Raw genomic sequence first — 21,741 nt, 5'->3', positions numbered from 1 at the left:
TTCGAAGGACGGACGCCGCAACAGATCACCTGAGGGGGTGGTTTGCTCAACCTATGGTCTACGCTCCATGATCCTCTCCCGTACCGCTCCGTTCGCACTCCTGGCCGCGCTGGCCCTGCCCGCGACCCTGGCCTCCCCCGCCACGGCACAGCCCGCCGCCGGCCTCGACCGCCCCTTGCTGGTCCACGGCAACTATTGCGGCCCCGGCAACAACGCGCCGCTGCCGCCCATCGACGCCCTCGACGCGGCCTGCGCCCGCCACGACGCCTGCACGCCCTCCGGCGGTCTGCCGTCCCGGGCCTGCAACGTCCGCCTGGAGCGCGAGGCATCCGCCGTCGCCCGCGACCCGCGCCAGACCGACGAGCTCCGCGCCATGGCGGGTCTCGTTTCGGCCAGCATCACCCTGATCCCGTCGGACGATCTCATCCGGCCCGCGGCCCATCGCTCGGTCGTGACGCTGCCGGCGGCCCCGACCATCGAGCGTCCGTCCGACGCAGAGGACTGAGCGGGGGACCGGACCACGTCCCTGTTCCCCCTTTGCAGGACAGGGGCCGAGTTCCGCGACCTCCCGCTGAACCGAGCCTAGACGGCGTCGATCAGGCCGGCCTCGTCCTGGGCCTGAAGCACGTCGGGGCGCGGCATCGAAATGATGTTGTAGCCGGAATCGACGAAGTGGACCTCGCCGGTGACGCCGCCGGAGAGGTCCGACAACAGGTAGACGGCCGAGCCGCCGACCTCCTCCTGGGTCACCGTGCGGCGGAGCGGGGCGTGGGCCTTCTGGTGGTTGAACATCAGCCGCGCATCGGCGATGCCGGCGCCGGCGAGCGTCCGCATCGGGCCGGCCGAGAGGGCGTTGACCCGGATCCCGTCGGGCCCGAGATCGCCCGCGAGGTAGCGCACCGAGGCTTCCAGAGCGGCCTTGGCCACACCCATCACGTTGTAGTTCGGCATGACCCGGGTCGAGCCGCCATAGGTCAGGGTCAGGAGCGACCCGCCGCGCGGCATGCGCTTGGCCGCGCGCTGGGCGATCTCCGTGAAGGAGAAGCACGAGATCGTCAGGGTCCGCGAAAAATTCTCGCGGGTGGTGACGTCGACGTAGCGGCCCTTGAGCTGGTTCTTGTCGGAGAAGCCAATGGCGTGGACGACGAAATCGATGCCCTCGGGAAACCGCTTGTCCAGGGCCTCGAACACGGCGTCGACGGAGGCGATGTCCTCGACGTCACACGGGATCACGGTGTCCGAGCCGAGGGAGGCTGCCAAGGGAGCCACCCGGCGGCCCAGGGCCTCGCCCTGATAGGTGAACGCCAATTCGGCGCCATGCTTGTGCAGGGCGGAGGCGATCCCCCAGGCGATGGAGTGATTGTTGGCGACCCCCATGATGAGGCCGCGCTTCCCCGTCATCAAACCCGTCATGCGTTTCCCCGTGGGCGTGGCCCGTTCCGGCCGTCGCTCTGATCCCTGTCACGGGAGCTTAGAGCGTTTCGCGGTCCGGTGGACCCGACGAACGTGGGGAAAACGCGGCCACCCAACGACAAAGAGCCGATTCCGTCGTCACGGAAGCGGCTCTCACGGGAAAATATGAATTTGGGTCGCCGTGCGCCGAGCGAACGCGGCTAGAAGTACCCGTTGGTGTCGGCGCGCGCCCAATCGATCAGGGCCTGCTTGGCGTAGACGGCCGCCAGACCGGTGACGGCCAATCCACCGACGGTGCCCAGGGTGAACCACAGCATGCGTTTCGTCCTTGCGTGTTGCAGGGAAAACGCAGTCCGACTCTTTCGGTTCCCGGACGTTGGAACTCCGACATCCGGGGGACGGCGAAGTGTCAGGCGTCGACGTTCTTCAGCACCAGAGTGGCGTTGGTGCCGCCGAAGCCGAAGGAGTTCGACAGGACGTGGCCGAGCTTGGCCCCGTCCCGGCGCTGGCGCAGGATCGGCATGTCAGCGAAGGCCGGGTCGATCTCGTCGATATGCGCGCTCTCGCAGATGAAGTCGTTGTTCATCATCAGGAGCGAGTAGATCGCCTCCTGCACGCCCGTGGCACCCATGGAATGACCGGTCAGCGATTTCGTCGCCGAGATCGGCGGGCAGGCCTCGCCGTTCCCGAAGACTTCGCGGATCGCCTCGATCTCCTTGGCGTCGCCCACCGGCGTCGCAGTGGCGTGCGGGTTGATGTAGTCGATGGGGGCGCCCTTCAGGCCGCCGATGGCCTGCTGCATGCAACGCACCGCGCCTTCGCCCGACGGCGCGACCATGTCGTGCCCGTCCGAGGTGGCGCCGTAGCCGGCGATCTCGCCGTAGATCGTCGCGCCGCGTGCCTTGGCGTGCTCGTATTCCTCCAGCACCAGCACGCCGGCCCCGCCCGCGATGACGAAGCCGTCGCGGTTGACGTCGTAGGCGCGCGAGGCCCGGGACGGGGTGTCGTTGTACTTCGACGACATGGCGCCCATGGCGTCGAACAGCACCGACAGGGTCCAGTCGAGGTCCTCGCAACCGCCCGCGAAGATGATGTCCTGGCGGCCGCCCTGGATGATCTCGGCGGCGTTGCCGATGCAATGGTTCGAGGTCGCGCAGGCCGAGGCGATGGAATAGTTCACGCCCTTGATCTTGAACCACGTCGCCAGGGTCGCCGAGGCGGTGGAGGACATGGCCTTGGGCACCGCGAACGGGCCGACGCGCTTCGGGCCCTTGTCGAGGGCGATGGCGGCGGATTCGACGATCACCTTCGTCGACGGGCCGCCCGACCCCATGATGATGCCGGTGCGGTCGTTGGAGATGTCGCCCGGCTCGAGGCCGGACTGGCGGATGGCCTGATCCATGGCGACGTGGTTCCAGGCGGTGCCGCCACCGTGGAAGCGCATGGCGCGGCGGTCGACCACGCCTTCGGGGTCGAGGCTCGGCCGACCCTCGACCTGGCTGCGGAAGCCGTGCTCGGCATAGGACGCCGAGTGCCCGATGCCGGACTTGGCCTCGCGCAGGGAGGCCAAGACCTCGTCGGTGTTGTTGCCGATGGACGAGACGATGCCCATCCCGGTGATCACGACACGCCGCATGGACCGCTTCTACTCCGCCGGTGCTTCGGTCGGCACCCTGTTGATGGTCAGTTAAGACGGGGCCGCCCCGATCTCAACGGGAAGGCGTCACGCGGCGGCCGAGCCCTGCGCCTGGAACAAGGCGACGCGCAGGTCCTTGGCCTCGTAGATCCGTGTGCCGTCGGCTTCGAGCCAACCGTCGGCGATGCCGAGCACCAGCTTGCCGAGGCGCACCCGCTTGATGTCGATGCCGTAGACCACCTTGGTGACCGTGGGGAGCACCTGATCGGTGAACTTCACCTCGCCGACGCCGAGCGCACGGCCGCGTCCGGGGGCGCCGAGCCAGCCGAGGTGGAAGCCGACGAGCTGCCACAGGGCGTCGAGGCCGAGGCAGCCCGGCATCACCGGATCGTTCTTGAAGTGGCAGCCGAAGAACCAGAGGTCCGGCCGGATGTCGAATTCCGCCAGGACGTGGCCCTTGCCGTGGGCGCCGCCCTCGGAGCCGATGGAGACGATGCGGTCGAACATCAGCATGGGCGGCAGAGGCAGCTGGGCGTTGCCGGCTCCGAACAGCTCGCCGCGCCCGCAGGCCAGCAAGTCCTCGTAGGAGTACTGCGTCGCCCGGGCGGGGGCCGGGGTGCCGGTGGGGGCGGTGGGATCGGAGACGGAAGACATGATGAGGGGATCGGTCCTCGAGGATGGGGTGTCCGCCGGGCGCGACGCGCAGCCTCGCGAGGCCGGACCGGGCAGGAAGGCGGCGCTTCGTTAACACAGCGTCACAGCGCCTCAAAGGTGCGTGCGTCCCCCATGCGGATTTCGCCGGCCCGGGGCGATCCCGCGTGCAGCCGGGCTCGGGTCAGGGCGGCTCCGGGCTGCCCCGTGCCCGTCATGCGTCCACAGCTTGGCCGGCGTGGAGCGAACGCTGCGGCTTCGGGTTGCGGCCCTGACGCGGGTTCCGTATAAATGACTCTGCGAAGACCGAAGTTTGGGTGAAATGTCAGCCACCGCGATTCCCAACATGCTGCCGCTGCAGGCCATGCTGAACGCACGGACCTCCAATCCGTCGGGCGATGTCGCCGGACGGCGCGGCTGCCCGCTCTCCGACCTGCGCGATCGCCTGCGCCGGGCCGGCCTGCGACCGACCCGCCAGCGCCTGTCGCTCGGCTGGCTCCTGTTCGGGCGCGGCGACCGCCACCTCACGGCGGAAATGCTGTACGACGAGGCGATGCGCGCCAAGGTGCCGGTGTCGCTGGCGACCGTCTACAACACCCTGCACCAGTTCACCGAAGCCGGCCTCCTGCGCCAGCTCGCCCTCGACGGGTCGAAGGCTTACTTCGACACCAACCCGAGCGAGCACCACCATTTCTTCCTCGAGGACGAGGGCCAGGTTCTCGACATGCCCGATTGCGGCATCACCGTCGATTCGCTCCCCGACGCCCCCGAGGGCATGGAGATCGCCGGCGTCGAGGTGATCGTGCGCCTGCGCCGCCGCGGTCCGGTCGCCCGCAAGGCCTGATCGGTTTCAGGCATCTTTCCCGTTCACGAAAAAGGCCCGGTTCGCCGGGCCTTTTTCGTTGGCTGTCCGTAGGTCGTGGCTGGGCCTACTCCACCTTCTCGTAGGGGTAGACCCCCCACAGCCGTTCCTGGCGGACGTAGCCGTCGACGTTGCCGCCCTTCTGGGGCAGGGCGACGACGACGCGGCACCACGCGCCGGTGCAGCTCTTCACGCTGCCGATGACGCCGGCCTGCAGGCGGGCCTGCTCGCCGGACGCGTCGTCGGCGCGGGCGTAGAGGGGCGTCTCGGGCCTGGTCTCGCCTTTCGCGCCCGCTTTGGCCGCCGTGACGATGGAGGTGCGCCGCCCCGACAGCAGCGAATGCAACACCCAGCCCTCCGTGCCCTCGGAGTCGCGGATGCGGCGCCAGGTCTCGAATTCGGCGACGATCTCCACGGGCAGGCCGGCGCGCTGGAACACCCACAGGGTGCGGTGATCCTTCGACGGGCCTTCCCGCAGGTTCACCCGGTCGGTCTTGAGACTGGCGTAGCGCGGCAGGGGCAGGCCGGTCTTCGAACCGACGCCGGCGCCCGGCGTGGGCGGTGGCGGCGGTGCCGCGTTGGCGCTTCCGGCCGCGAGTGCGAACCCGAGGAGCAGGGCCGGGGCGAAAGCACGGGCCGGCGTGTTGGAAAGCGTTCTGAAAAGGGTCTCGGCAGGCGCCATCGTCCATGTCCTCGAACCGCGCGGACGGGGCCGGGCCGACGCCCCCGGCCGCCGTGGCGCGCATTGTGTTCCGTCGCCTCTCTGGTAGAGAGGCCGTCGGGGCTGGAGAGCGGGTTGCCGCCCATTCCAACCCCCGTCGCGTCTATCCGTCCGGATCGATACGTGGTTCTGGCCGATGCGTGGTTAACGCGCGGTAAGCCGCCACCCCGGTGCCGGGCCGGAACATGGACGAGCCGACCCGACCGGACCCGAGCAGGGCGCGCCGGGGATCGCTCGCATCGAGGAGGGTGCATGCAGTCGCTCAAGCGCAAGCCGCTGGTCGTGATCACCCGGCGTCTCCCGGAGGTGGTGGAGACGCGCATGCGCGAACTCTTCGAGATCCGTCCGAACACCGACGACAAACCCCTGAGCCACGAGGCCCTCGCGGCCGCCCTGCGCGAGGCCGACGTCCTCGTGCCGACGGTGACCGACGAGATCGATTCGGGGCTCCTCGCCCAGGCCGGCCCGAACCTGCGCCTCATCGCGAATTTCGGCAACGGCGTCGATCACATCGACGTGGCCGCCGCCCTGGAACGCGGCATCACCGTCACCAACACCCCCGGGGTGCTGACGGAGGACACCGCCGACATGACCATGGCGCTGATCCTGGCGGTGGCCCGGCGGGTCACCGAGGGCGCGCGCATCATCCCCGACGACGCCTGGGATTCGGGCTGGTCGCCGACGTGGATGCTGGGCCGGCGCATCACCGGCAAGCGCCTCGGCATCGTCGGCATGGGCCGCATCGGCCAGGCGCTGGCACGCCGCGCCAAGGCGTTCGGCCTGCAGATCCACTATCACAACCGTCGCCGGGTGCCGGGCACCATCGAGCGCGACCTCGACGCGACCTACTGGGAATCCCTCGACCAGATGCTGGCGCGCGTCGACATCGTGTCGGTGAACTGCCCGCACACGCCGGCGACCTACCACCTCCTGTCGGCCCGCCGCCTCAAGCTGCTCAAGCCCGAGGCCATCGTGGTCAACACCGCCCGCGGCGAGGTGATCGACGAATCGGCCCTGGCCCGCCTCATCGAGGCCGGCGACGTCTCGGGGGCCGGCCTCGACGTGTTCGAGCAGGAGCCCGCCGTCAGCCCCCGCCTCGTCAAGCTCGCGCGCGCCGGCAAGGTGGTGCTGCTGCCGCACATGGGTTCGGCTACCCACGAGAGCCGCACCGACATGGGCGAGAAGGTGATCATCAACATCAAGATCTTCATGGACGGCCACCGCCCGCCGGACCGCATCCTGCCCAGCATGCTCTGAGGCCCCCGGGGCCGGACCTGCCGTTCGGCGCTTCTCTTGCAAGGGCCTCTCTTGCAAGGGCCTCTCTTGCAAGGGCCTCTCTTGCAAGGGCATCTGCAGGGGCTTTCCCGTGTTCGACGGGGACAACCGCCGAACCCGCAGGGCGAATCGGAACGGGGCGGGGGACGGCACGTTGACCGGCGTCTGGCGCGTGGTGGGGCCAGTGTGCAACGGTAGATCGGGACGAACATGGCCGCGGACACCCCGTTGAGCGAGGCAGGGCCGGGCCACGCGGTGGCGGGCGACCCTTTCGGACGCTTCGCGGATTTCGTGCCTCTGATGATGTGGCGCACGGACACGCGGGGCCACGCCGTCCACCACAACGAATCCTGGCTCGCCTTCACCGGCCGTGACGCGGCCGAGGAGCGGGGCCGGGGCTGGCGCCGCGGCCTCCATCCGGACGACGAGGCCGCCCACGCGTCGGTGTTCGAGACGGCGCTCGCCGCCCGGGACCCGTTCACGGTGGAGTTTCGCCTGCGCCGCCACGACGGCGCCTATCGCTGGCTCCTCGACACCGGCCGCCCGCTCCACCGCGACGGGGCGTTCGAGGGCTACATCGGTACGAGCTTCGACATCACCGAGCGCAAGGAGGCGCGGGAGCATTCCGAGCGCGCCCTTGTGGAGAAGGAGGCGCTCCTCGCGGAGGTCTACCACCGCGTGCGCAACAATCTGCAGGTGATGGTGAGCCTCATCGGCCTCTACGGACGGGCGGCGCCGCCCCCCTGCCGCGGCAGCTTCGAGGCCCTGGGCCAGCGGGTGCGGGCCATCGCCCTGGTCCAACAGCACCTGCACGAGGCGCCCCACATCGCCTCCATTGACCTACGCGACTATCTCCACCGCCTCGCCTCCGGCCTTGGCCAGCTGCGGCGCGCCGGGCGCATCGGCGTCACCATCGGCGGAACCGGCACCAGCCTCGTCGAGCCGCGCACTGCGAACGCCCTCGGGATGATCGTCGCCGAGGTGGTGTCGGAGTGCCTCGACACCACGTCCGAATCCGTCGCCTGCGCCATCAGCCTCGCCATCGACGCGCCGGTGGGCGGACCCGTTCGGCTGACCATCGTCTCCGGCAGCAACGCCGAGGGAGCACCCTCGGGCAAGGTCGAGGTGCCGAACCTCGGCCCCCGCCTCATCGCCGCCTACGCCGCCCAGGCCGAGATCGCCGCGCGCGGCCTCGGCACCCGGGACGACCCGCTCCACCTCCAACTGCCCGAGGTGCTGGTGTCGCCGGTGGAGTAGGCGGACTTTTCCGTCGACGCCGGTCCTCGAACGCGAAAAGGCCGGGGCGCACCGCCCCGGCCTTTCGTCGTCGTCCGGACCGCCGGCCCGAAGGCCGGTGGCGTTTGGCTTAGCGGAGCAGCTGCAGGATGCCCTGCTGGGCCGTGTTGGCGAGCGAGAGCGCCGAGATGCCGATGGACTGGCGGGTCGACAGGGCCTGGGAGTTGGCGGCTTCCTCGTTGAGGTCCGCGTTCGTCAGGTTGGCCGAGCCGGTGTCGAGGATGTTGATCAGCTGCTTCGAGAAGTCCTGACGGTTCTGCACGACGGTGAGGTTCGAGCCGAAGGTCGAGGACTGGGTGCGGAGCGCGGCCGAAGCGTTCGTCAGCTGGGTGAGGGACGCCTTGATGTCGTCGTCGCTGGCGAACCCGCCGGAGACGCTCTGCAGTCCGAGGCCCGTCGCGTCGAACTTGACGCCCTTGATGTCCAGGGAGCTCGTGTCCTTCTCGTTGAACGACAGGTGCAGGGTGTTCTCCTTCGCGTCCGAACCGGCGCGATAGAGCAGGTTGACGCCGTTGTAGCTCGAGTCCTGTGCCTGCTGGGTGATCTGAGTCAGGAGTTCGTTGAACTGCTGCGCCAGGGCGGTACGGGCATTGGTTCCGTTCGCCGAGGTCGAGCCGGTGCCGGATGCGGTCACGCCCGTGCTCGGCGCTGAACTGGTTCCGGTCCCGAACCCGATATCGGTTGCGCCGATGGACTTCACCGTCACCTTCTGCTCGGGACCGCTATCCGTCGACCGGATCGTCAGCTGGTTGTTCGTCACGCTTGCGGTCAGCTTACCCTTGAGGCCCACATCGGCAGCAATCTGGTCGTTGATCTGGGTGACCAACTGCGCGCCGGTCTGTCCGGTGCCGGTGAAGGTCAGGGTCTTGGCCGGGCTGTTGCCGAGCTGCACCGTGATGCCCGAAGTGGCACCGGCGACACCGGCGCCGCCCAATGCAGCCACCGCCGTGCCGGTCGCGCGCGCCTTCGTGGAGCCGTCGGTCGGATCGACACCCGTGGCGACCGTCGCGGCGCTGGCGGTGGTGCCAAAGCCGATGTCGGTATCGCCGGGGACGGCACCCGTGGTGATCGTCACCTTCGAATCGCTGCCCGTCGCGGTCGAGGTGAAGTTCAGGCGACCGTCCGTCGTCAGCGACGCCTGAACCTGGGCGCCATTGCCACCGGCTGCGGTCAGCTGGCTGTTGATCTGCGTCAGGATCTCGCCGGCGCTGACCTTGGTCAGGTCGCTGACCGTATTGCCGAAATTCGCAGCGTTGAGGGTGATGGTGGTCTCAGCATTCGTTCCGTCCTTGACGACGAAGACCGAGGAATGGGAGCCGGAGAAGTTGTGCGTGCCGTCTGCTGCGGCACCGGTGCCGCCGCCGGCGCCGGCTGCAGCCGTCGCGGTGGAGGATGTCAGGGAAGCCGCTGCGGTCGCGACGGCGCTGGTCGCGCTGGCGCCGGTTGCGGTCGACTTGGTGGAAAGGGCCTGACTGGCGGTGGATTTTGCCGAGTCGACAAGCTTCTGGATCGAGGTGATGCCCTGGTTGGCGGCCTGGATCGTCTGGACGCCGTTCGAGATGCTGTCGAGGAGGCCGCCGAGATCCGACGAGCGGTTGGTCAACGCCTGGGACGTGAAGAAGCTGACGGGGCTGTCGAGGGCCGAATTGACCTTCTTGCCCGTCGAGAGGCGGTTCTGGGTGCTGGACAGGAGGTCCGCGGTGCCCTGCAGCGAAAGCAGGTTCTGGCGGGTCGCGGCGGTGAGGGTGACGCCTGAAGACATTGGTTTCGATCCATTCTGATCGGTGCGTCTCCGTTTTTGGAGACAGCGCCACAGAACCACGCCCCCCTTGCGATCCTGTTAAATGTTGTGATGAACACGGCGTGTCGTGCGTCGGTCGAATGCCGTGGACCTGGATGAATCCATCGATCCATCAAAGGTTTAGCCGGATCGGCGTGGCGGCGCCTTCAGGCTTTGTTAACCATGATCGCCGAGGAAGGAGGTTGACACCCCGCCGCCCGTGAGACGCCATGCCCCTCAAGATCGAACTGAAACCGTTCGAGCGCCTGCTGATCGGCGGCACGGCGATCCGCAACGGATCGCGGCGCTCCTCCTTCGTCATCGAGACGGTGACGAACTTCCTGCGCGGGAGCGACATCATCCTGGAGAGTGAGGCCGACACGGCCTGCAAGCGCCTCTACCTCACCTTGACGGTGCTGTACCTCGCCGAGCCGACGCCGGAGGCCGAGGACATCTTCGTGCGGCAGGCCAACGCCCTGCTGGAAGCGGTGCCGACGACGGCGCCGTACATCCGCGACATCCACGAGTTCGTGGCGGCCCGCGAACTCTATCGCGCGCTCAAGCGCTGCAAGGACCTCATCCAGTACGAGCAGTCGCTCAGCGACCGCCTCGCCCAGCCGCCCGCCACCGGCGGGACGACGTGACGGGAATCCGCTCGTACGCTCGGCTCAGATCCCACTGAACCAATTGTAGCCCTGGTCCTCCCAGTACCCGCCCGGATAATCGTTGGTGACGAACACGCTTGCGATGTATTTCGGGCTCTTGAACCCGAGCTTCGTCGGCACGCGCACCCGCAGCGGGTAGCCGTATTCGGGGCTCAGTTCCTTGCCGGCGAAGTCGAGGGCCAGGACGGTCTGGGGGTGCAGCGCGCTCGGCATGTCGAGGCTGCCGTAATAGCGGTCGGCGCATTTGAAGCCGACGTATTTCGCCGTCAGATCGGCGCCGATCCGCTCCAAGAACGCCCGCAGGGGGACGCCGCTCCATTGGCCGATCTGGCTCCAGCCCTCGATGCAGACGTGGCGGGTGATCTGGCTCTCCTGCGGCAGGGCACGGAGCTTCTGCAGGGTCCAGGGGGTCTTGTCGGCGACGAGGCCGGTGACCTCGAGCTTCCAGTCGGCGCCCTCGACCTCGGGGATGTTGTCCGGCGGGTAGTAGGCGTTGAACCGGAACGGGGTGTCGATCATCGCGGCCGGGTAGGTCGGCGCGAGCTTGGTCGGGTCGAACAGCCAGCCCTGGACCCGGTCGTTGAACTTCGACATGGCCCACAGCACCCGGTCGGCGGCGTTGCCGTTGGAGCCCGTGGAGAGGTCGCAGCCCGTGAGCAGCGTGAGGGCGCCGAGTGACAGGCCCGAGCGCAGGAGCGCCCGGCGCTCCAGTTTCACCAGCTCGGGCTGCAGGTCGGCGCGCAGGGCCTTGAGGCGGGCGGCGGTTTCGGGGTCGCGGGTCATGCTTGCGTCTCCGAAGGGGTCACGCGGGCGCGACCGGTGATCATCGCCCGGAGGGTGCTGGGCACGACCAGCACCAGGGCGAGGTGCAGGACGATGAAGCCGACGAGGCCCGCCATGGCCCCGAAATGCACCCAGCGCGCCCATTCGTAGCCACCGAACAGGGCGGCCAGCCCCTGGAACTGCACCGGCTTCCACAAGGCAAGGCCCGAGGCGAGCAGGAGGGCGCCCAGCAGGAACGCCACCGCGTAGGCGAGGCGCTGCACGGCGTTGTACTGCCCGAGCCGGTGGGCGAGGCGGAAGGTCAGCGCGGCCTTCGCGTCGCGCCACACGGCGCCGGGGCTCAAGGGCAGGAACGTCCGGGCGACGTGCCGGCTCGCCAGCCCGTAGGCGACGTAGACGAGGCCGTTCAGGGCGAACAGCCACATGGCGGCGAAGTGCCAGGCGATGGCCCCGCCGAGCCAGCCCCCCAGGGTCGCCCATTTCGGGAAGGCGAAGGGGAAGAGCGGCGACGCGTTGTAGATCGCCCAACCGCTGAACAGCATGCAGAACACCGCCACCGCGTTGATCCAGTGGGTGAGGCGCACCACCAAGGGGTGGATCACCACGACGCGGGCGGGGGGCTCAGGAACCAGGGTCATCGGGGGCTCGGTCGACAGGACAGGCCGCGCTCGGTGACGCGGAGCGCAGGTCCCTCCCCCCTTTGCGGGGGAGGGTTCTACGTTGGTGCCTCACATGGACGGCACGGTGCCGTTGCGGCCGACGATGAGGATCGGGGCCGTGAGGGTGCCGTCTGCGCCCTTCTTGGTGAAGGCGACGAGCTTGGAGCCGGGCACCAGGTTGCTCTTCTCGCCGGGGTCGACGAGGGTCACGGGCACGTCTTCCGGCACCGTCACCTTCTTCTCGCCGCCCTGGTACTTGACCAGGAGGGTGCGCCCCTCGGTGCCCGAGAGGGTGCCCACCGCGCCGTTGGTCATGGTGGAGTTGGTGCCGAGATCCCACGGGTAGTGGCCGTCGGCGGTGCCGCGCAGGGAGGAGGCGAACACCGTCACCTGCAGGGCCTTCTGCGTGCCGTCGGGCTGCGGGATCGCGGCGGTGCCGATGTAGCTCTCCGACTTGATGTCGGCGAGCTGGCCCGTGGTGGCGGCGAGGATCTTGGTGTCGTTCGCGAAGGTCACGGTGATCGAGTCGCCCGTGCGCGGCTTGATGGTGAGGGTCGATCCCTCGACCTTCTCCAGGGTGCCGCGGTAGCGCACGATGTCGTCGGCGCGCGCGGTGGTGGCGGCCATCGTCAGGGTCAGGGCGAGGCCGGTCAGCAGGCTCTTCATCATGGCGTGTCTCTCCTGTTGTGGTTCTTCTTCACGTCCGGGCGCGCCACCGGCGCGCCCGCCTTCGATCCGACCTCACGTCGATCCGACCTCACATGGGCGGACTCACATGGGCGGAACGGTGCCGTTCTGGCCCACCACCATGCGGTCGGCGACCGCCGTGCCGGAGGCATCGGCGCGGGTGAAGGCGACGACGCGGGCGCCCGGCTTGATCAGGCCGGCATCGGCGGGGGCCAGGGCCACCACGGGCACGTCGTCCGGCACGGTGATGACCTTCTGTCCGCCCGCATACGTCACCGTGATGGTGCGGTTGGTCGTCCCCGTCACGGCGCCGACGGCGCCGTTGGTCATGGTGTTCTCCTTCTCGAGATCCCACGGGTAGTGGCCGTCGCCGGTGCCGCGCATGCTGGGCGCGAACACCGCGACCTCGAGGGCCTTCAGGGTGCCGTCGGCCTGGGGCGTCGCGGCGGTGCCGACATAGCTGTCGGGCAGGATGTCGGTGATCTTGGCCGCACTCGCACCCGCGACCCGGACGCCGTCGCCGAGGCGGACCAGAATGGCGTCGCCGACGCGCGGCTTGATGGTGATGGCATTGTCCGTCACCGACGCGATGGTGCCGCGGATGCGCACCACCGGCGCTTCCGCCCGGGCCGGGAGGCTCAGGGCGAGGCCCGTGGTGGCGAGGAGTACGGCGGTACGTACGGTTCTGATCATGTGGAGCCTTTCCCATCGACCGGTGGCCGATTCCGGCCGCGACCCTGCCCCGCCTCCGGATCGTGCGCAAGTCAATTGCGCGCGATATGGATACGCTTGGCCGGCGCGGGCTCCGGCCCCGTCAATGCGCCATCAGCATCGGGATGCCCGCATGGGTCAGCAGGTGGCTCGTCGGGCCGCCGAAGATCATCTGGCGCAGGCGGCTCTGGGTGTAGGCGCCCTTGATGAGGAGGTCGCAACCGAAGGTTTCGGCTTCTGCGAGGAACACCTCGCCGGGCGTGCGCCGCCCGGCCGAATGGGCGCGGTGATCGGCGTCGATGCCCTCGCAGGCGAGCGCACGGGCGAGCTCCTCGGCGGTCGGCCCCGGTACGGTGCCACCCTCGACGCTGATCACCCGGATGCGCTGCGCCTGGCGCAGGAACGGCATGGCGAAGGCCACGGCGCGCGCCGTCTCGGTGGAGCCGTTCCAGGCGATGAGGATGGCGTCGCCGAGGGTCGCGGGGGCGATGGGGGGCGCGAGGAGGATCGGCCGCCCGCTCTCGAACAGGGCGGTCTCGAAGGTGGTCATGCGCGGCGCACCGTCGTCGGTGCCGGGGCGCCCGACCACGGTGGCGGTGAACAGCCGCGCGTACTGGCCGAGGAACGCGTCGCCCGCCGGCACGTCCGGGCGCCAGCGGTAGCGCGGGCCCGCCGCGCCGATGCCGGCCGGGGTGCAGGGCCCGTCGGCCATGAGCGGCACGCCGGCCTGCTGCATGAAGGTGACGAAGCGCCCGCCCGCGGCCTCGGCCTCGGCCTTGTCGGCCTCCTCGTCGCGCAGCCAGGTCATGCCGCCGACCATGTCGACGGGGACGTATTCGGCGAGCGCCGGGCGCAGGGACACGCCCTCGACGAGGCTGCCGAAGCGACGGGCGGCGAGGATCGCCGTCTCGAACACCGAGGGCAGGCTGTCGTGCAGGGCGACGGGAACCAAGAGCGTCTTCATGGCGGCGGGGCCTTCGCAGCGGGGTCTTCGATGGCGCGAGACACCGGAGGCTAATGCGATTTGGGCGCGCGGCAAACTCCGCCCGGCGGGCCGTCACACGGTTTTTGAACGGTTCCGGCACCGGCCCCGGGGTCGAGCCGGTGCCGGACGGCCCGGGTCATGGGCCTCTCCACGAAGCGGGCGACCACCAGGGACGCGGCCACCGACAGGGCGAGCATGAGGCCGAGCGCCCCCCACGGGCCGACGAGTGCCGCGAGCCCCAGCCGCGTGATCGCCTCGCGGGTGGCGCGCAGGACGAAGGGATGGATCAGGTAGAGGGCGTAGGACGCATCCCCCAGGGCGACGAGCGCCGGACCGAGCCGCGTCCCGCGCCCCGGCGGCGGCTCGCGCCCGAGGGCGGCGGCGGCCACCAGCAGGAGCGCCGGCCCGCCATAGGCGAGGGGCCGCAGGGCCTCGCCGGGCTCGCCCGCGACGGCGAGGCCGGCGAGGCCGGTGGCGGCGAGCGCCAGCCGGGCGGCATCGGGCAAACGCAGGCCGTGCGCGCGGGCGAGGCCGAGGCCGGCGCCGAGGGCGAATTCGAGGACGATGGGGCTGCCCCAGAACGCGAGCGGCGTCGGCGGTTCGGGCACCAGGCGGCCGAGGGCGACGAGGCCGGCGAGGGCGAGGGCGAGCCACAGCACCGCCCGGCCCCGGCCCCAGCCGAGGCCGACGGCGAAGACCGCGTAGAAGAACATCTCGCAGTTCAGGGTCCAGCCGAGGCCGTACAGGGGCTGGGGAATGCCGTCCGGGCGCAGGGCCGGCCAGAACAGGAACGAGGCGGCGACGTAGCCGGGCGCGGGGGAATCCGCGCCGTTGAGGAGCGCCGGCACGGTGAGGACGAGGGCGAGGTAGAGGGCCGTCACCAGCCAGTACAGCGGCACCAGCCGGGCGATCCGGAGGGCGAGAAAGCGCGCTCGTCCCCCCGGGCGCCCGTAGAGGGGGGCGCTCGCGTGGACGATGATGAAGCCCGAGATCACGAAGAACACGTCGACGCCCGCCGACCACGCCAGCCCGGTGCTGGGGCCGAAGGGAAGCCCGGCGCGCAGGGCCAGGGCCGCCGCCTCGACCTGCCCGTGATGGACCACGACGAGGAGGGCCGCGAAGGCGCGCAGGCCCTGGATCGCGCCAAGCTTCACGCGGGTCTATTCCAAGGATCGCACCCGATACGATCGTCATGCCGCGAAGATAGCCTGGAACAGATCAGGTCTTCCCCCGTTGTCCCGCCGAAGGCGACAGTCACGGACCTGTGCGGGCACAAGTGCCTCTGGGTCCGTTCTTGTATGTCGCTGCAGCCATATTGAGGATGATCATGATCAACAAGTCGATTGCCCTGGGTGTCCTGGTGACGGCCCTCGCGACCCCCGCCTTCGCACAGGACATGGGCGATTTCCGCCTCGCCGCGATGCAGTCCAACGCCTTCGAGGTGCAGTCGAGCCAGATCGCCCTGTCGAAGAGCCGCAATCCGCAGGTCGTCCGCTTCGCCAAGGAGGCCGTGCGCGATCACCGCGCCGCCAACGTCGCCCTGGCGGGCGGTGAAGCCAACGTGATGGCTCGCAACGACGGCCTCGGCGGTCTCGTGACCGCCCCGCTCGCCATCGCGGGCGGCGCCGTCGGCGCGGCCACGGGTGCGGCGACGGGTGTCGTTGGTGGAACCCTCGCGGGTGGTCCGGTGGGCGGTCTCGAGGGCCTCGGCGCGGGCGCCCGTCGCGGTGCCGCGACCGGCGCGATGGTGGGCGATGTCGACACCACCGCCGGCACCACCCTGGTCCAGCCGAACCCGCAGCAGCAGGCGATGCTCGCCGAGCTGTCGCAGACCCCGGCCGGCCCGCGCTTCGACCGCCTCTACGGCTCGATGCAGGTGAAGTCGCACGAGATGGCTCTCGGGATGTACCAGTCCTACGCCTCCAACGGCCCGAACCCGGCCCTGCGCGCCCACGCCCAGCAGGCCCTGCCGGTGCTGGAGCACCATTACCAGGAGGCCCGCCGCCTGCCCGGCGCGCGCTGAGCCGCACGGTCGCATGGTCCCCGGGCGGAACGCCCGGGGAATACACGAAAAAAGGATGCCGCGCGAAAGCCCGGCATCCCTTTTTCGTGGCTGATGGACGGCCTTTCCCGAGGACAGCGCTTTTCCTGTTCGGCGCGGCGACGTTGGTCACCCGGTTCGGCGCAGTTGCGCGATCCCCCCGAGCTGGATGCATTCATGAGAATAGGGTGACTCGGCGGCCCTTCGAATGCGAGGACCACGCGAGCCACCCTTCCACATCGTGCATCCCCGATTGCGTCGGGTGAGGCGTGCGTCCTACGCCTCCTGGCAGTTGATCAGCGCGGTCTGGCTAATGGATTTGCCGGCCATGTCGACGGCGGGCCGGAAGTCGCCGGTCTCGGGATCGCGCACGAGGAGTTCGCCGCGCTCGATGCCGAAGTGGGCGCCGTGCAGTGTCAGCGTGCCGGCCTCGACGCGTTCGCGGACGAACGGGAAGGTCATGAGGTTCTTCAGGCTCTCGCCGACCATCGCGTATTCGAGGCGGGTGAGGTAGTCCGGCCCGTTCTGGTCCTCGACGTTCTCGGCGGCCGACTTCACGAGGGACACCCATTTGCCGATGAAGTCGCCGTCCGACAGGGGGTTCGACGGGCTGGCGAAGGCCTTGATGCCGCCGCAGGTGGCGTGACCCATCACGACGATGTGCTTCACTTCCAGGCCCTGCACGGCGAACTCGATGGCCGCCGACGTGCCGTGGAACTCGCCGCCCTGCTCCTCGCAGGGGGGCACGAGGTTGGCGACGTTGCGGATCACGAACAGTTCACCCGGACCCGCGTCGAAGATCACCTCGGGCGAGACGCGGCTGTCGCAGCAACCGATGAGGAGGACTTCGGGGGATTGCGACTTGGCGAGGCCGGAATAGCGCTTGGCCTCGTCGGGAAGGCGGCGTTCGACGAAGGACTGGTAGCCTTCCTTGAGCTTCTCGGGGAACGTACCGGTGCGGGGGGTGGTCATCTCGGATCGGCCTTTCATCGGGTGCCGTGCCAGTTCAGGGCCACGGGCGTTGCGGGAAGGGTGCCACCCAGGACGGCGCGCGCGACGCGTGCCAGCCCGGCGGGTTCGATGCGCTCGGACGTCGCGTCGAGTTCGTCGAGGGTCCACCAGCGCGTGCCGAGGACGGGGTTGTCCTCCGTCTCGGCGAGGCGCCGAGTGTCGATACGGTCGTCGGGCAGCCGCACCACGAAGTAGCGCTCGCGGGCATCGCGCGACGTCCGGAACAGGTGGAAGGGCCCGTCGCAGCCTGCGACCTGCGGACCGATGGGCGCATCGGCAACGCCGATCTCCTCTTCGAGTTCACGCCGGCAGGCCTCGACATGGGATTCGCCCGGCTCCAGTCCGCCCCCCGGCATGAACCAGAAGGTGCGGTCGTCGGGATTCGCCGGATCGATGGGCCGAACGGATTCGTAGGCGATGAGGAGCAGGCGCCCGGCCGGATCGAACACGAGGGCGCGGGCGACCTCGCGAACCGGCGGGTGCACGGTGTCGGGTGCGCTGGGCGCGGAGGTCGGTGCTGTCATCGGGTCATTCCGAAGTATTGTGCGGCATCCCAGCATCGAGAAAAATATTTTAATCCGTCGGACAAGGATATTTTCTTCGATCGCGTCGGCTTTCACCTGTCGGGACCGTCATTTAGCGTGAAATGGCCGGCACGCTAGTGTTTTACGACACGTCGCCGGGCGCCCAGATCACGATGGGGAGATCGAACCCGTCGCGCCCCGGCGGATCGGGCATCGGTACGGCGCGGCCACACGCGAGGTCGCGGGCCACCACCAGGGCCGCGAGGGCGTCGAGGTGGTCGTCGGCGCCGATGCCGGCGGGGCGCGCCGCGACCAGGGCCTTGGGCAGCCCGGCGCCGAGAAGCAGCGCCCGACGCGCGGCCTGCCCGTCCGGCGTCTTCTTCGAAGCCGCAAGGGCCCGGTCCCGGTTGAGGCGCCGGAACGCGACCTCGGGATGGACCTCGTGCAGGCGGTCGCACAGATCGGGCCGCGCTCGGAGCAGGCCATCGACCTCCCGCACACTCCGAAAGATGTTCCAGCCCTGGATCGAGGGTGCGAAGGGCGGGTCGCTGCCCGCCCGCGACAGGGCCTTGGCGGTCTCGTAATCGGGCGCATGGACGGCCGCGCGCGGCGGCATCGGAAACACGCTCGCCCGCCCCTGGCCCAGATAGGCCCGCGCCGCGCGGTCGGCGACGCGCCCGCCATCCGTGATCCGGTCGGGCAGGCCGATGGGGATGTCGATGCCGACGAAGGCCGGCGCCTCGGGGGCGTCGACGAGGTCGGCCACGGTTGCGAACCGGGCGGCGCGATGGCGCCCGTCGTGGAGGTTGAGCAGCACCCCAGCCCAGGCGCCGCGACACCCGTCGAGGCCGGCGATCCAGGGGGAGGGGGCTTTCGCTGGGGCCGGGGGCATCGGTGTGTCGGACATGCTGACGATCGTCGGGGCTTGCGGGAGACCGCCATCGTTCGACGGCCCTTCGGAGGCGGTCTGGAATCGACAGCAGACGGAGGAGTCAGGAGGATTCGAGAGCAAGAAACGGGACGCCCGTCACCCGGGCGAAATCATAGGACGGGTTGAACTCGCAAAGGATCCGTCATGCCGCCCGCCGTGAACCATACGATGTCCGCGCCTGAATGGGCGATGCTCCTCTGCCTCTCCGTGCTCTGGGGCGGATCGTTCTTCTTTACGCAGGTGGCGCTCGAAGCCCTGCCGCCCGTCACCCTCGTCACCCTGCGCGTCGGCCTCGCCGCGCTGATCCTGAACGCCGTCGTGCCTCTCTCGGGCCTCGCAATGCCGCGCGGAGCCCGGGTTTGGTCCGCCTTTCTCGGCATGGGCCTCCTCAACAACGCCGTTCCCTTCTGCCTCATCGTGTGGGGCCAGACCCACATCGCCTCCGGGCTCGCCGCGATCCTGAATGCGACCACGCCGCTGTTCACCGTCGTCGCGGCCCATTTCCTCACCGCCGACGAGCGGATGACCGGCAGCCGGATGGCGGGGGGGGCTCGTCGGCCTCGCCGGCGTTGCCGTGATGGTCGGACCGGCCGTCCTCGCCGGCCTCGGGGCCGACCTCCTGGCACAAGTCGCGGTCCTCGGCGCGGCCCTGTCCTACGCCTGCGCCGGCCTCTTCGGGCGACGTTTCCGGCGGATGGGCATTCCGCCCCTCGCGACGGCCGCCGGGCAGGTCTCCGCCTCTACGCTCATCCTCGTGCCCATCGCCCTCGTAGTGGATCGGCCGTGGACCCTGCCGATGCCGGGTGCGGCAGTGGTGGGCGCGGTTGTAGGCATCGCGGCCCTGTCGACGGCCCTCGCCTACGTGCTGTATTTTCGAATCCTGGCGACGGCGGGGGCGACGAACCTCCTCCTCGTGACCTTCCTCATTCCGGTCTCGGCCATCCTCCTGGGTGCCGTCGTGCTGGGTGAGCGCCTCGATCCGCGGCACATCGTCGGCATGGCACTGATCGGTTGCGGACTCGCGGCCATCGACGGACGCCTCCGGGCCTTCGGCCGGACGCGGCGCCGCCTTCCGCCCGAGATCCAGGGGCGGGACATCTGAACGGCGTGCCGGTGCCCGCTCGCGGATGGTCGTGAGCGGGCGGAGGGGGATGCTCGCGCGAATCCCTATCCACCGCCCGGGAGCGGATCGACCCGAACGCCCCGCACCGGGCCACTCTTGCCGTCTTCGAAACGCTGCCGGCGCGACGGGGCTAGGAGGAGATCACCCCCGTCGACGATGGTCCCAGATCGACGATGCGGCGCGACAGGGCGCCGGCATAACGGAGGTGGACATCCTTTTCGGGCGCCTCAATAAGAAGCGATTGTCCAGTGGACGCGGTGTTTGACCTGCGCCGATCCCATGAGCACGGGTCCATTCGGCAGGTCAGGGGAGAAGCCTGAATGACCGTTCGTGTCGATGTCGCGCCCGCGATGGATGAAGGCTCGCCACGTTGGCTCTCGCGGGAGAGGATCGTCGCCAAGGCCGGCTTCAACCGTTGGCTGGTTCCGCCAGCGGCGCTCGCCATCCATCTCTGCATCGGAATGTCCTACGGACTGTCGGTGTTCTGGCTGCCGTTGTCGCGGGCCCTGAGCGTCGGGCAACCGGCGCCGGCCGCCTGTCCCGACATGGACCTCGCCACGGCCCTGTTCACGACAGCCTGCGACTGGCGCGTCAGCGACCTCGTCATCGTCTTCTCCACCGGCATCGTCATGCTCGGCCTGTCGGCGGCGGTGTTCGGCGGCTGGCTCAAGCGCGCCGGCCCGCGCAAGGCCGGCCTCGCGGCGGCCGCGTGCTGGGGCGGCGGCTTCCTGATCGGTGCCCTCGGCGTCTACCTGCACCAACTCTGGCTGATCTGGCTCGGCATGGGGCTGATCGGCGGCCTCGGCCTCGGCCTCGGCTACATCTCTCCGGTCTCGACCCTGGTGAAGTGGTTCCCCGACCGGCGCGGCATGGCCACCGGCATGGCCATCATGGGCTTCGGCGGCGGCGCCATGATCGGCTCTCCCCTCGCCACCCTGCTCATCAACACCTTCAAGACCCCGTCGTCGGTCGGCGTCTGGCAGACCCTGGCGGTGATGGGCGGCCTGTACATCCTGGCGATGCTCTGCGGCGCCTTCGGCTATCGCGTGCCCCCCGCCGGCTGGCAGCCCGAGGGCTGGACCGCACCAGCCTCGAAGAGCGCGATGATCACCTCCGGCCACGTTCACCTCGACCGGGCGCACAGGACCCCGCAATTCTGGCTGCTCTGGGCCGTGCTCTGCCTCAACGTCTCGGCGGGCATCGGCGTGCTCGCGCTCGCTTCGCCGATGCTTCAGGAGATCTTCGGCGGCGCGCTCATCGGGCAGCCGGACCTCGGCTTCGGCCAGCTCGATCCCGGCCAGAAGACCCAGATCGCCGCCGTGGCGGCCGGGTTCGTCGGAATGCTATCTCTGTTCAACATCCTCGGCCGCTTCTTCTGGGCCTCGATGTCCGACAGGATCGGGCGTAAGGTCACCTACGCGACCTTCTTCGCCCTGGGCTGCGTGCTCTACGCGGCGGCGCCCTGGGCCGCCGGCATCGGCTCAAAAGCGCTGTTCGTGGCGTTCTTCTGCGTGATCCTGTCGATGTACGGGGGCGGGTTCGCCACCATCCCGGCCTACCTTGCCGATGTCTTCGGCACGCAGTTCGTAGGGGCCATCCACGGGCGGCTCCTCACCGCCTGGTCCACGGCGGGCGTGGTCGGTCCGCTCGTGGTGACGGCGATCCGCCAGGCGCAGGTGGATGCCGGTATCCAGGGCGCCGAACTCTACACCCGAACGATGTACATCCTCGCGGCCTTCCTGGGGGCGGGCTTCGTCGCCAACCTCCTGGTCCGTCCCCTGGCCGCACGCTGGTTCATGACGGAAGCGGAACTCACCGCCGTGACCAAAGGCGGCGTCGGCGTGGGGGCGGCTGGAGCCGGTGAACGCGGGATCGGTCGCGGAGGCCTGACCCTCGGCGCCCTGTTGGCGTGGCTCGCTGTCGGCGTTCCCATCGCCTGGGGTATCTGGACCACTCTGACGAAAGCCCTGATTCTCTTCGGCTGAAA

Annotated in this window: 21 protein-coding genes and 1 pseudogene; 8 read left to right on the top strand and 14 right to left on the bottom strand. The window is 69.5% G+C overall.

The window, feature by feature from the left end:
- The first annotated feature begins 67 nt into the window (after window positions 1-67).
- Window positions 68-505: a hypothetical protein gene (locus ASG60_RS09840; RefSeq protein ID WP_056170618.1), complete on the top strand. Its 438-nt coding sequence runs from the start codon at window positions 68-70 to the stop codon at window positions 503-505.
- Between the two features lie 77 nt (window positions 506-582).
- Here the strand turns inward: ASG60_RS09840 and fabI are convergent, their stop codons facing one another.
- The 3 genes from fabI to fabA form a co-directional block, all read right to left on the bottom strand.
- Window positions 583-1,413: an enoyl-ACP reductase FabI gene (gene fabI, locus ASG60_RS09835; protein WP_056170615.1), complete on the bottom strand. Its 831-nt coding sequence runs from the start codon at window positions 1,411-1,413 to the stop codon at window positions 583-585.
- Window positions 1,414-1,822: 409 nt separating this feature from the next.
- Window positions 1,823-3,049: a beta-ketoacyl-ACP synthase I gene (fabB, locus tag ASG60_RS09830; RefSeq protein WP_056170612.1), complete on the bottom strand. Its 1,227-nt coding sequence runs from the start codon at window positions 3,047-3,049 to the stop codon at window positions 1,823-1,825.
- 87 nt (window positions 3,050-3,136) lie between these two features.
- Window positions 3,137-3,703 (bottom strand): 3-hydroxyacyl-[acyl-carrier-protein] dehydratase FabA, encoded by a 567-nt coding sequence (gene fabA / locus ASG60_RS09825; protein WP_056170607.1) that lies wholly within the window; start codon window positions 3,701-3,703, stop codon window positions 3,137-3,139.
- 334 nt (window positions 3,704-4,037) lie between these two features.
- Here fabA and irr point away from each other — a divergent pair, with 334 nt between their 5' ends.
- Window positions 4,038-4,544, top strand: a complete 507-nt coding sequence (gene irr, locus ASG60_RS09820) for a Fur family transcriptional regulator Irr (RefSeq protein WP_056170762.1) — start codon at window positions 4,038-4,040, stop codon at window positions 4,542-4,544.
- 85 nt (window positions 4,545-4,629) lie between these two features.
- On the opposite strand, the gene ASG60_RS09815 is transcribed toward irr, so the two are convergent.
- Window positions 4,630-5,244, bottom strand: coding sequence for an SH3 domain-containing protein (locus tag ASG60_RS09815; protein ID WP_056385259.1), 615 nt, complete (start codon window positions 5,242-5,244; stop codon window positions 4,630-4,632).
- 291 nt (window positions 5,245-5,535) lie between these two features.
- Between ASG60_RS09815 and ASG60_RS09810 the strand changes: the two genes are divergently transcribed.
- Both ASG60_RS09810 and ASG60_RS09805 read left to right on the top strand, forming a co-directional pair.
- On the top strand, window positions 5,536-6,540 hold the full coding sequence (locus ASG60_RS09810) for a D-glycerate dehydrogenase (RefSeq protein ID WP_056170601.1): 1,005 nt from the start codon (window positions 5,536-5,538) through the stop codon (window positions 6,538-6,540).
- 228 nt (window positions 6,541-6,768) lie between these two features.
- Complete coding sequence (locus tag ASG60_RS09805; protein ID WP_056361245.1) at window positions 6,769-7,815, top strand: PAS domain S-box protein; 1,047 nt, start codon at window positions 6,769-6,771, stop codon at window positions 7,813-7,815.
- A gap of 109 nt (window positions 7,816-7,924) precedes the next feature.
- On the opposite strand, the gene ASG60_RS09800 is transcribed toward ASG60_RS09805, so the two are convergent.
- Window positions 7,925-9,616 carry a flagellin gene (locus ASG60_RS09800; RefSeq protein WP_056170594.1) on the bottom strand — a complete coding sequence of 564 codons (1,692 nt, stop codon included), beginning with the start codon at window positions 9,614-9,616 and terminating at the stop codon, window positions 7,925-7,927.
- 248 nt (window positions 9,617-9,864) lie between these two features.
- Between ASG60_RS09800 and ASG60_RS09795 the strand changes: the two genes are divergently transcribed.
- Complete coding sequence (locus ASG60_RS09795; RefSeq protein WP_056385257.1) at window positions 9,865-10,278, top strand: flagellar biosynthesis repressor FlbT; 414 nt, start codon at window positions 9,865-9,867, stop codon at window positions 10,276-10,278.
- A 24-nt stretch (window positions 10,279-10,302) separates the two neighbouring features.
- On the opposite strand, the gene ASG60_RS09790 is transcribed toward ASG60_RS09795, so the two are convergent.
- The 6 genes from ASG60_RS09790 to ASG60_RS09765 form a co-directional block, all read right to left on the bottom strand.
- The gene (locus ASG60_RS09790; protein ID WP_056385256.1) at window positions 10,303-11,082 is read right to left on the bottom strand and encodes a molybdopterin-dependent oxidoreductase; all 780 of its coding nucleotides are present in this window, start codon (window positions 11,080-11,082) and stop codon (window positions 10,303-10,305) included.
- Window positions 11,079-11,720, bottom strand: coding sequence for a cytochrome b/b6 domain-containing protein (locus ASG60_RS09785; protein ID WP_056385254.1), 642 nt, complete (start codon window positions 11,718-11,720; stop codon window positions 11,079-11,081). Before ASG60_RS09785 ends, ASG60_RS09790 begins: the two co-directional genes overlap by 4 nt.
- Window positions 11,721-11,810: 90 nt before the next feature.
- Entirely contained in the window at window positions 11,811-12,410 is a 600-nt protein-coding gene (locus ASG60_RS09780) for a hypothetical protein (protein ID WP_056385252.1), read from the bottom strand.
- Window positions 12,411-12,512: 102 nt separating this feature from the next.
- Window positions 12,513-13,121, bottom strand: a complete 609-nt coding sequence (locus tag ASG60_RS09775; RefSeq protein WP_056385249.1) for a hypothetical protein — start codon at window positions 13,119-13,121, stop codon at window positions 12,513-12,515.
- Window positions 13,122-13,242: 121 nt separating this feature from the next.
- Window positions 13,243-14,103, bottom strand: a complete 861-nt coding sequence (locus ASG60_RS09770) for a universal stress protein (protein WP_056170577.1) — start codon at window positions 14,101-14,103, stop codon at window positions 13,243-13,245.
- Between the two features lie 50 nt (window positions 14,104-14,153).
- Window positions 14,154-15,263, bottom strand: coding sequence for an acyltransferase (locus ASG60_RS09765; protein WP_056385323.1), 1,110 nt, complete (start codon window positions 15,261-15,263; stop codon window positions 14,154-14,156).
- A gap of 188 nt (window positions 15,264-15,451) precedes the next feature.
- Between ASG60_RS09765 and ASG60_RS09760 the strand changes: the two genes are divergently transcribed.
- Window positions 15,452-16,147, top strand: a complete 696-nt coding sequence (locus ASG60_RS09760; protein ID WP_056170753.1) for a DUF4142 domain-containing protein — start codon at window positions 15,452-15,454, stop codon at window positions 16,145-16,147.
- Between the two features lie 294 nt (window positions 16,148-16,441).
- Here ASG60_RS09760 and ASG60_RS09755 read toward each other — a convergent pair whose 3' ends face one another.
- The 3 genes from ASG60_RS09755 to ASG60_RS09745 all read right to left on the bottom strand — a co-directional run bounded on the left by ASG60_RS09755 (window position 16,442) and on the right by ASG60_RS09745 (window position 18,607).
- Window positions 16,442-17,137, bottom strand: a complete 696-nt coding sequence (locus tag ASG60_RS09755) for a carbonic anhydrase (protein ID WP_056260858.1) — start codon at window positions 17,135-17,137, stop codon at window positions 16,442-16,444.
- A 14-nt stretch (window positions 17,138-17,151) separates the two neighbouring features.
- Window positions 17,152-17,700, bottom strand: a complete 549-nt coding sequence (locus ASG60_RS09750) for an NUDIX domain-containing protein (protein ID WP_056385247.1) — start codon at window positions 17,698-17,700, stop codon at window positions 17,152-17,154.
- Between the two features lie 142 nt (window positions 17,701-17,842).
- Window positions 17,843-18,607 carry a DUF429 domain-containing protein gene (locus ASG60_RS09745; RefSeq protein ID WP_244476624.1) on the bottom strand — a complete coding sequence of 255 codons (765 nt, stop codon included), beginning with the start codon at window positions 18,605-18,607 and terminating at the stop codon, window positions 17,843-17,845.
- 168 nt (window positions 18,608-18,775) lie between these two features.
- On the opposite strand from ASG60_RS09745, the pseudogene ASG60_RS09740 reads away from it, so the two are divergent.
- Together ASG60_RS09740 and ASG60_RS09735 are read left to right on the top strand one after the other, a co-directional pair.
- Window positions 18,776-19,733: pseudogene (locus ASG60_RS09740) on the top strand (DMT family transporter).
- A 341-nt stretch (window positions 19,734-20,074) separates the two neighbouring features.
- The gene (locus tag ASG60_RS09735) at window positions 20,075-21,739 is read left to right on the top strand and encodes an OFA family MFS transporter (RefSeq protein WP_056385245.1); all 1,665 of its coding nucleotides are present in this window, start codon (window positions 20,075-20,077) and stop codon (window positions 21,737-21,739) included.
- The last annotated feature ends 2 nt before the right edge of the window (window positions 21,740-21,741 follow it).

It is taken from the genome of Methylobacterium sp. Leaf469 (assembly GCF_001424745.1).
In the GTDB taxonomy this organism is placed as follows: domain Bacteria; phylum Pseudomonadota; class Alphaproteobacteria; order Rhizobiales; family Beijerinckiaceae; genus Methylobacterium.
The sequence above is the reverse complement of the archived record's forward strand: the minus strand, read 5'-3'. Positions and strand labels throughout refer to the sequence as shown.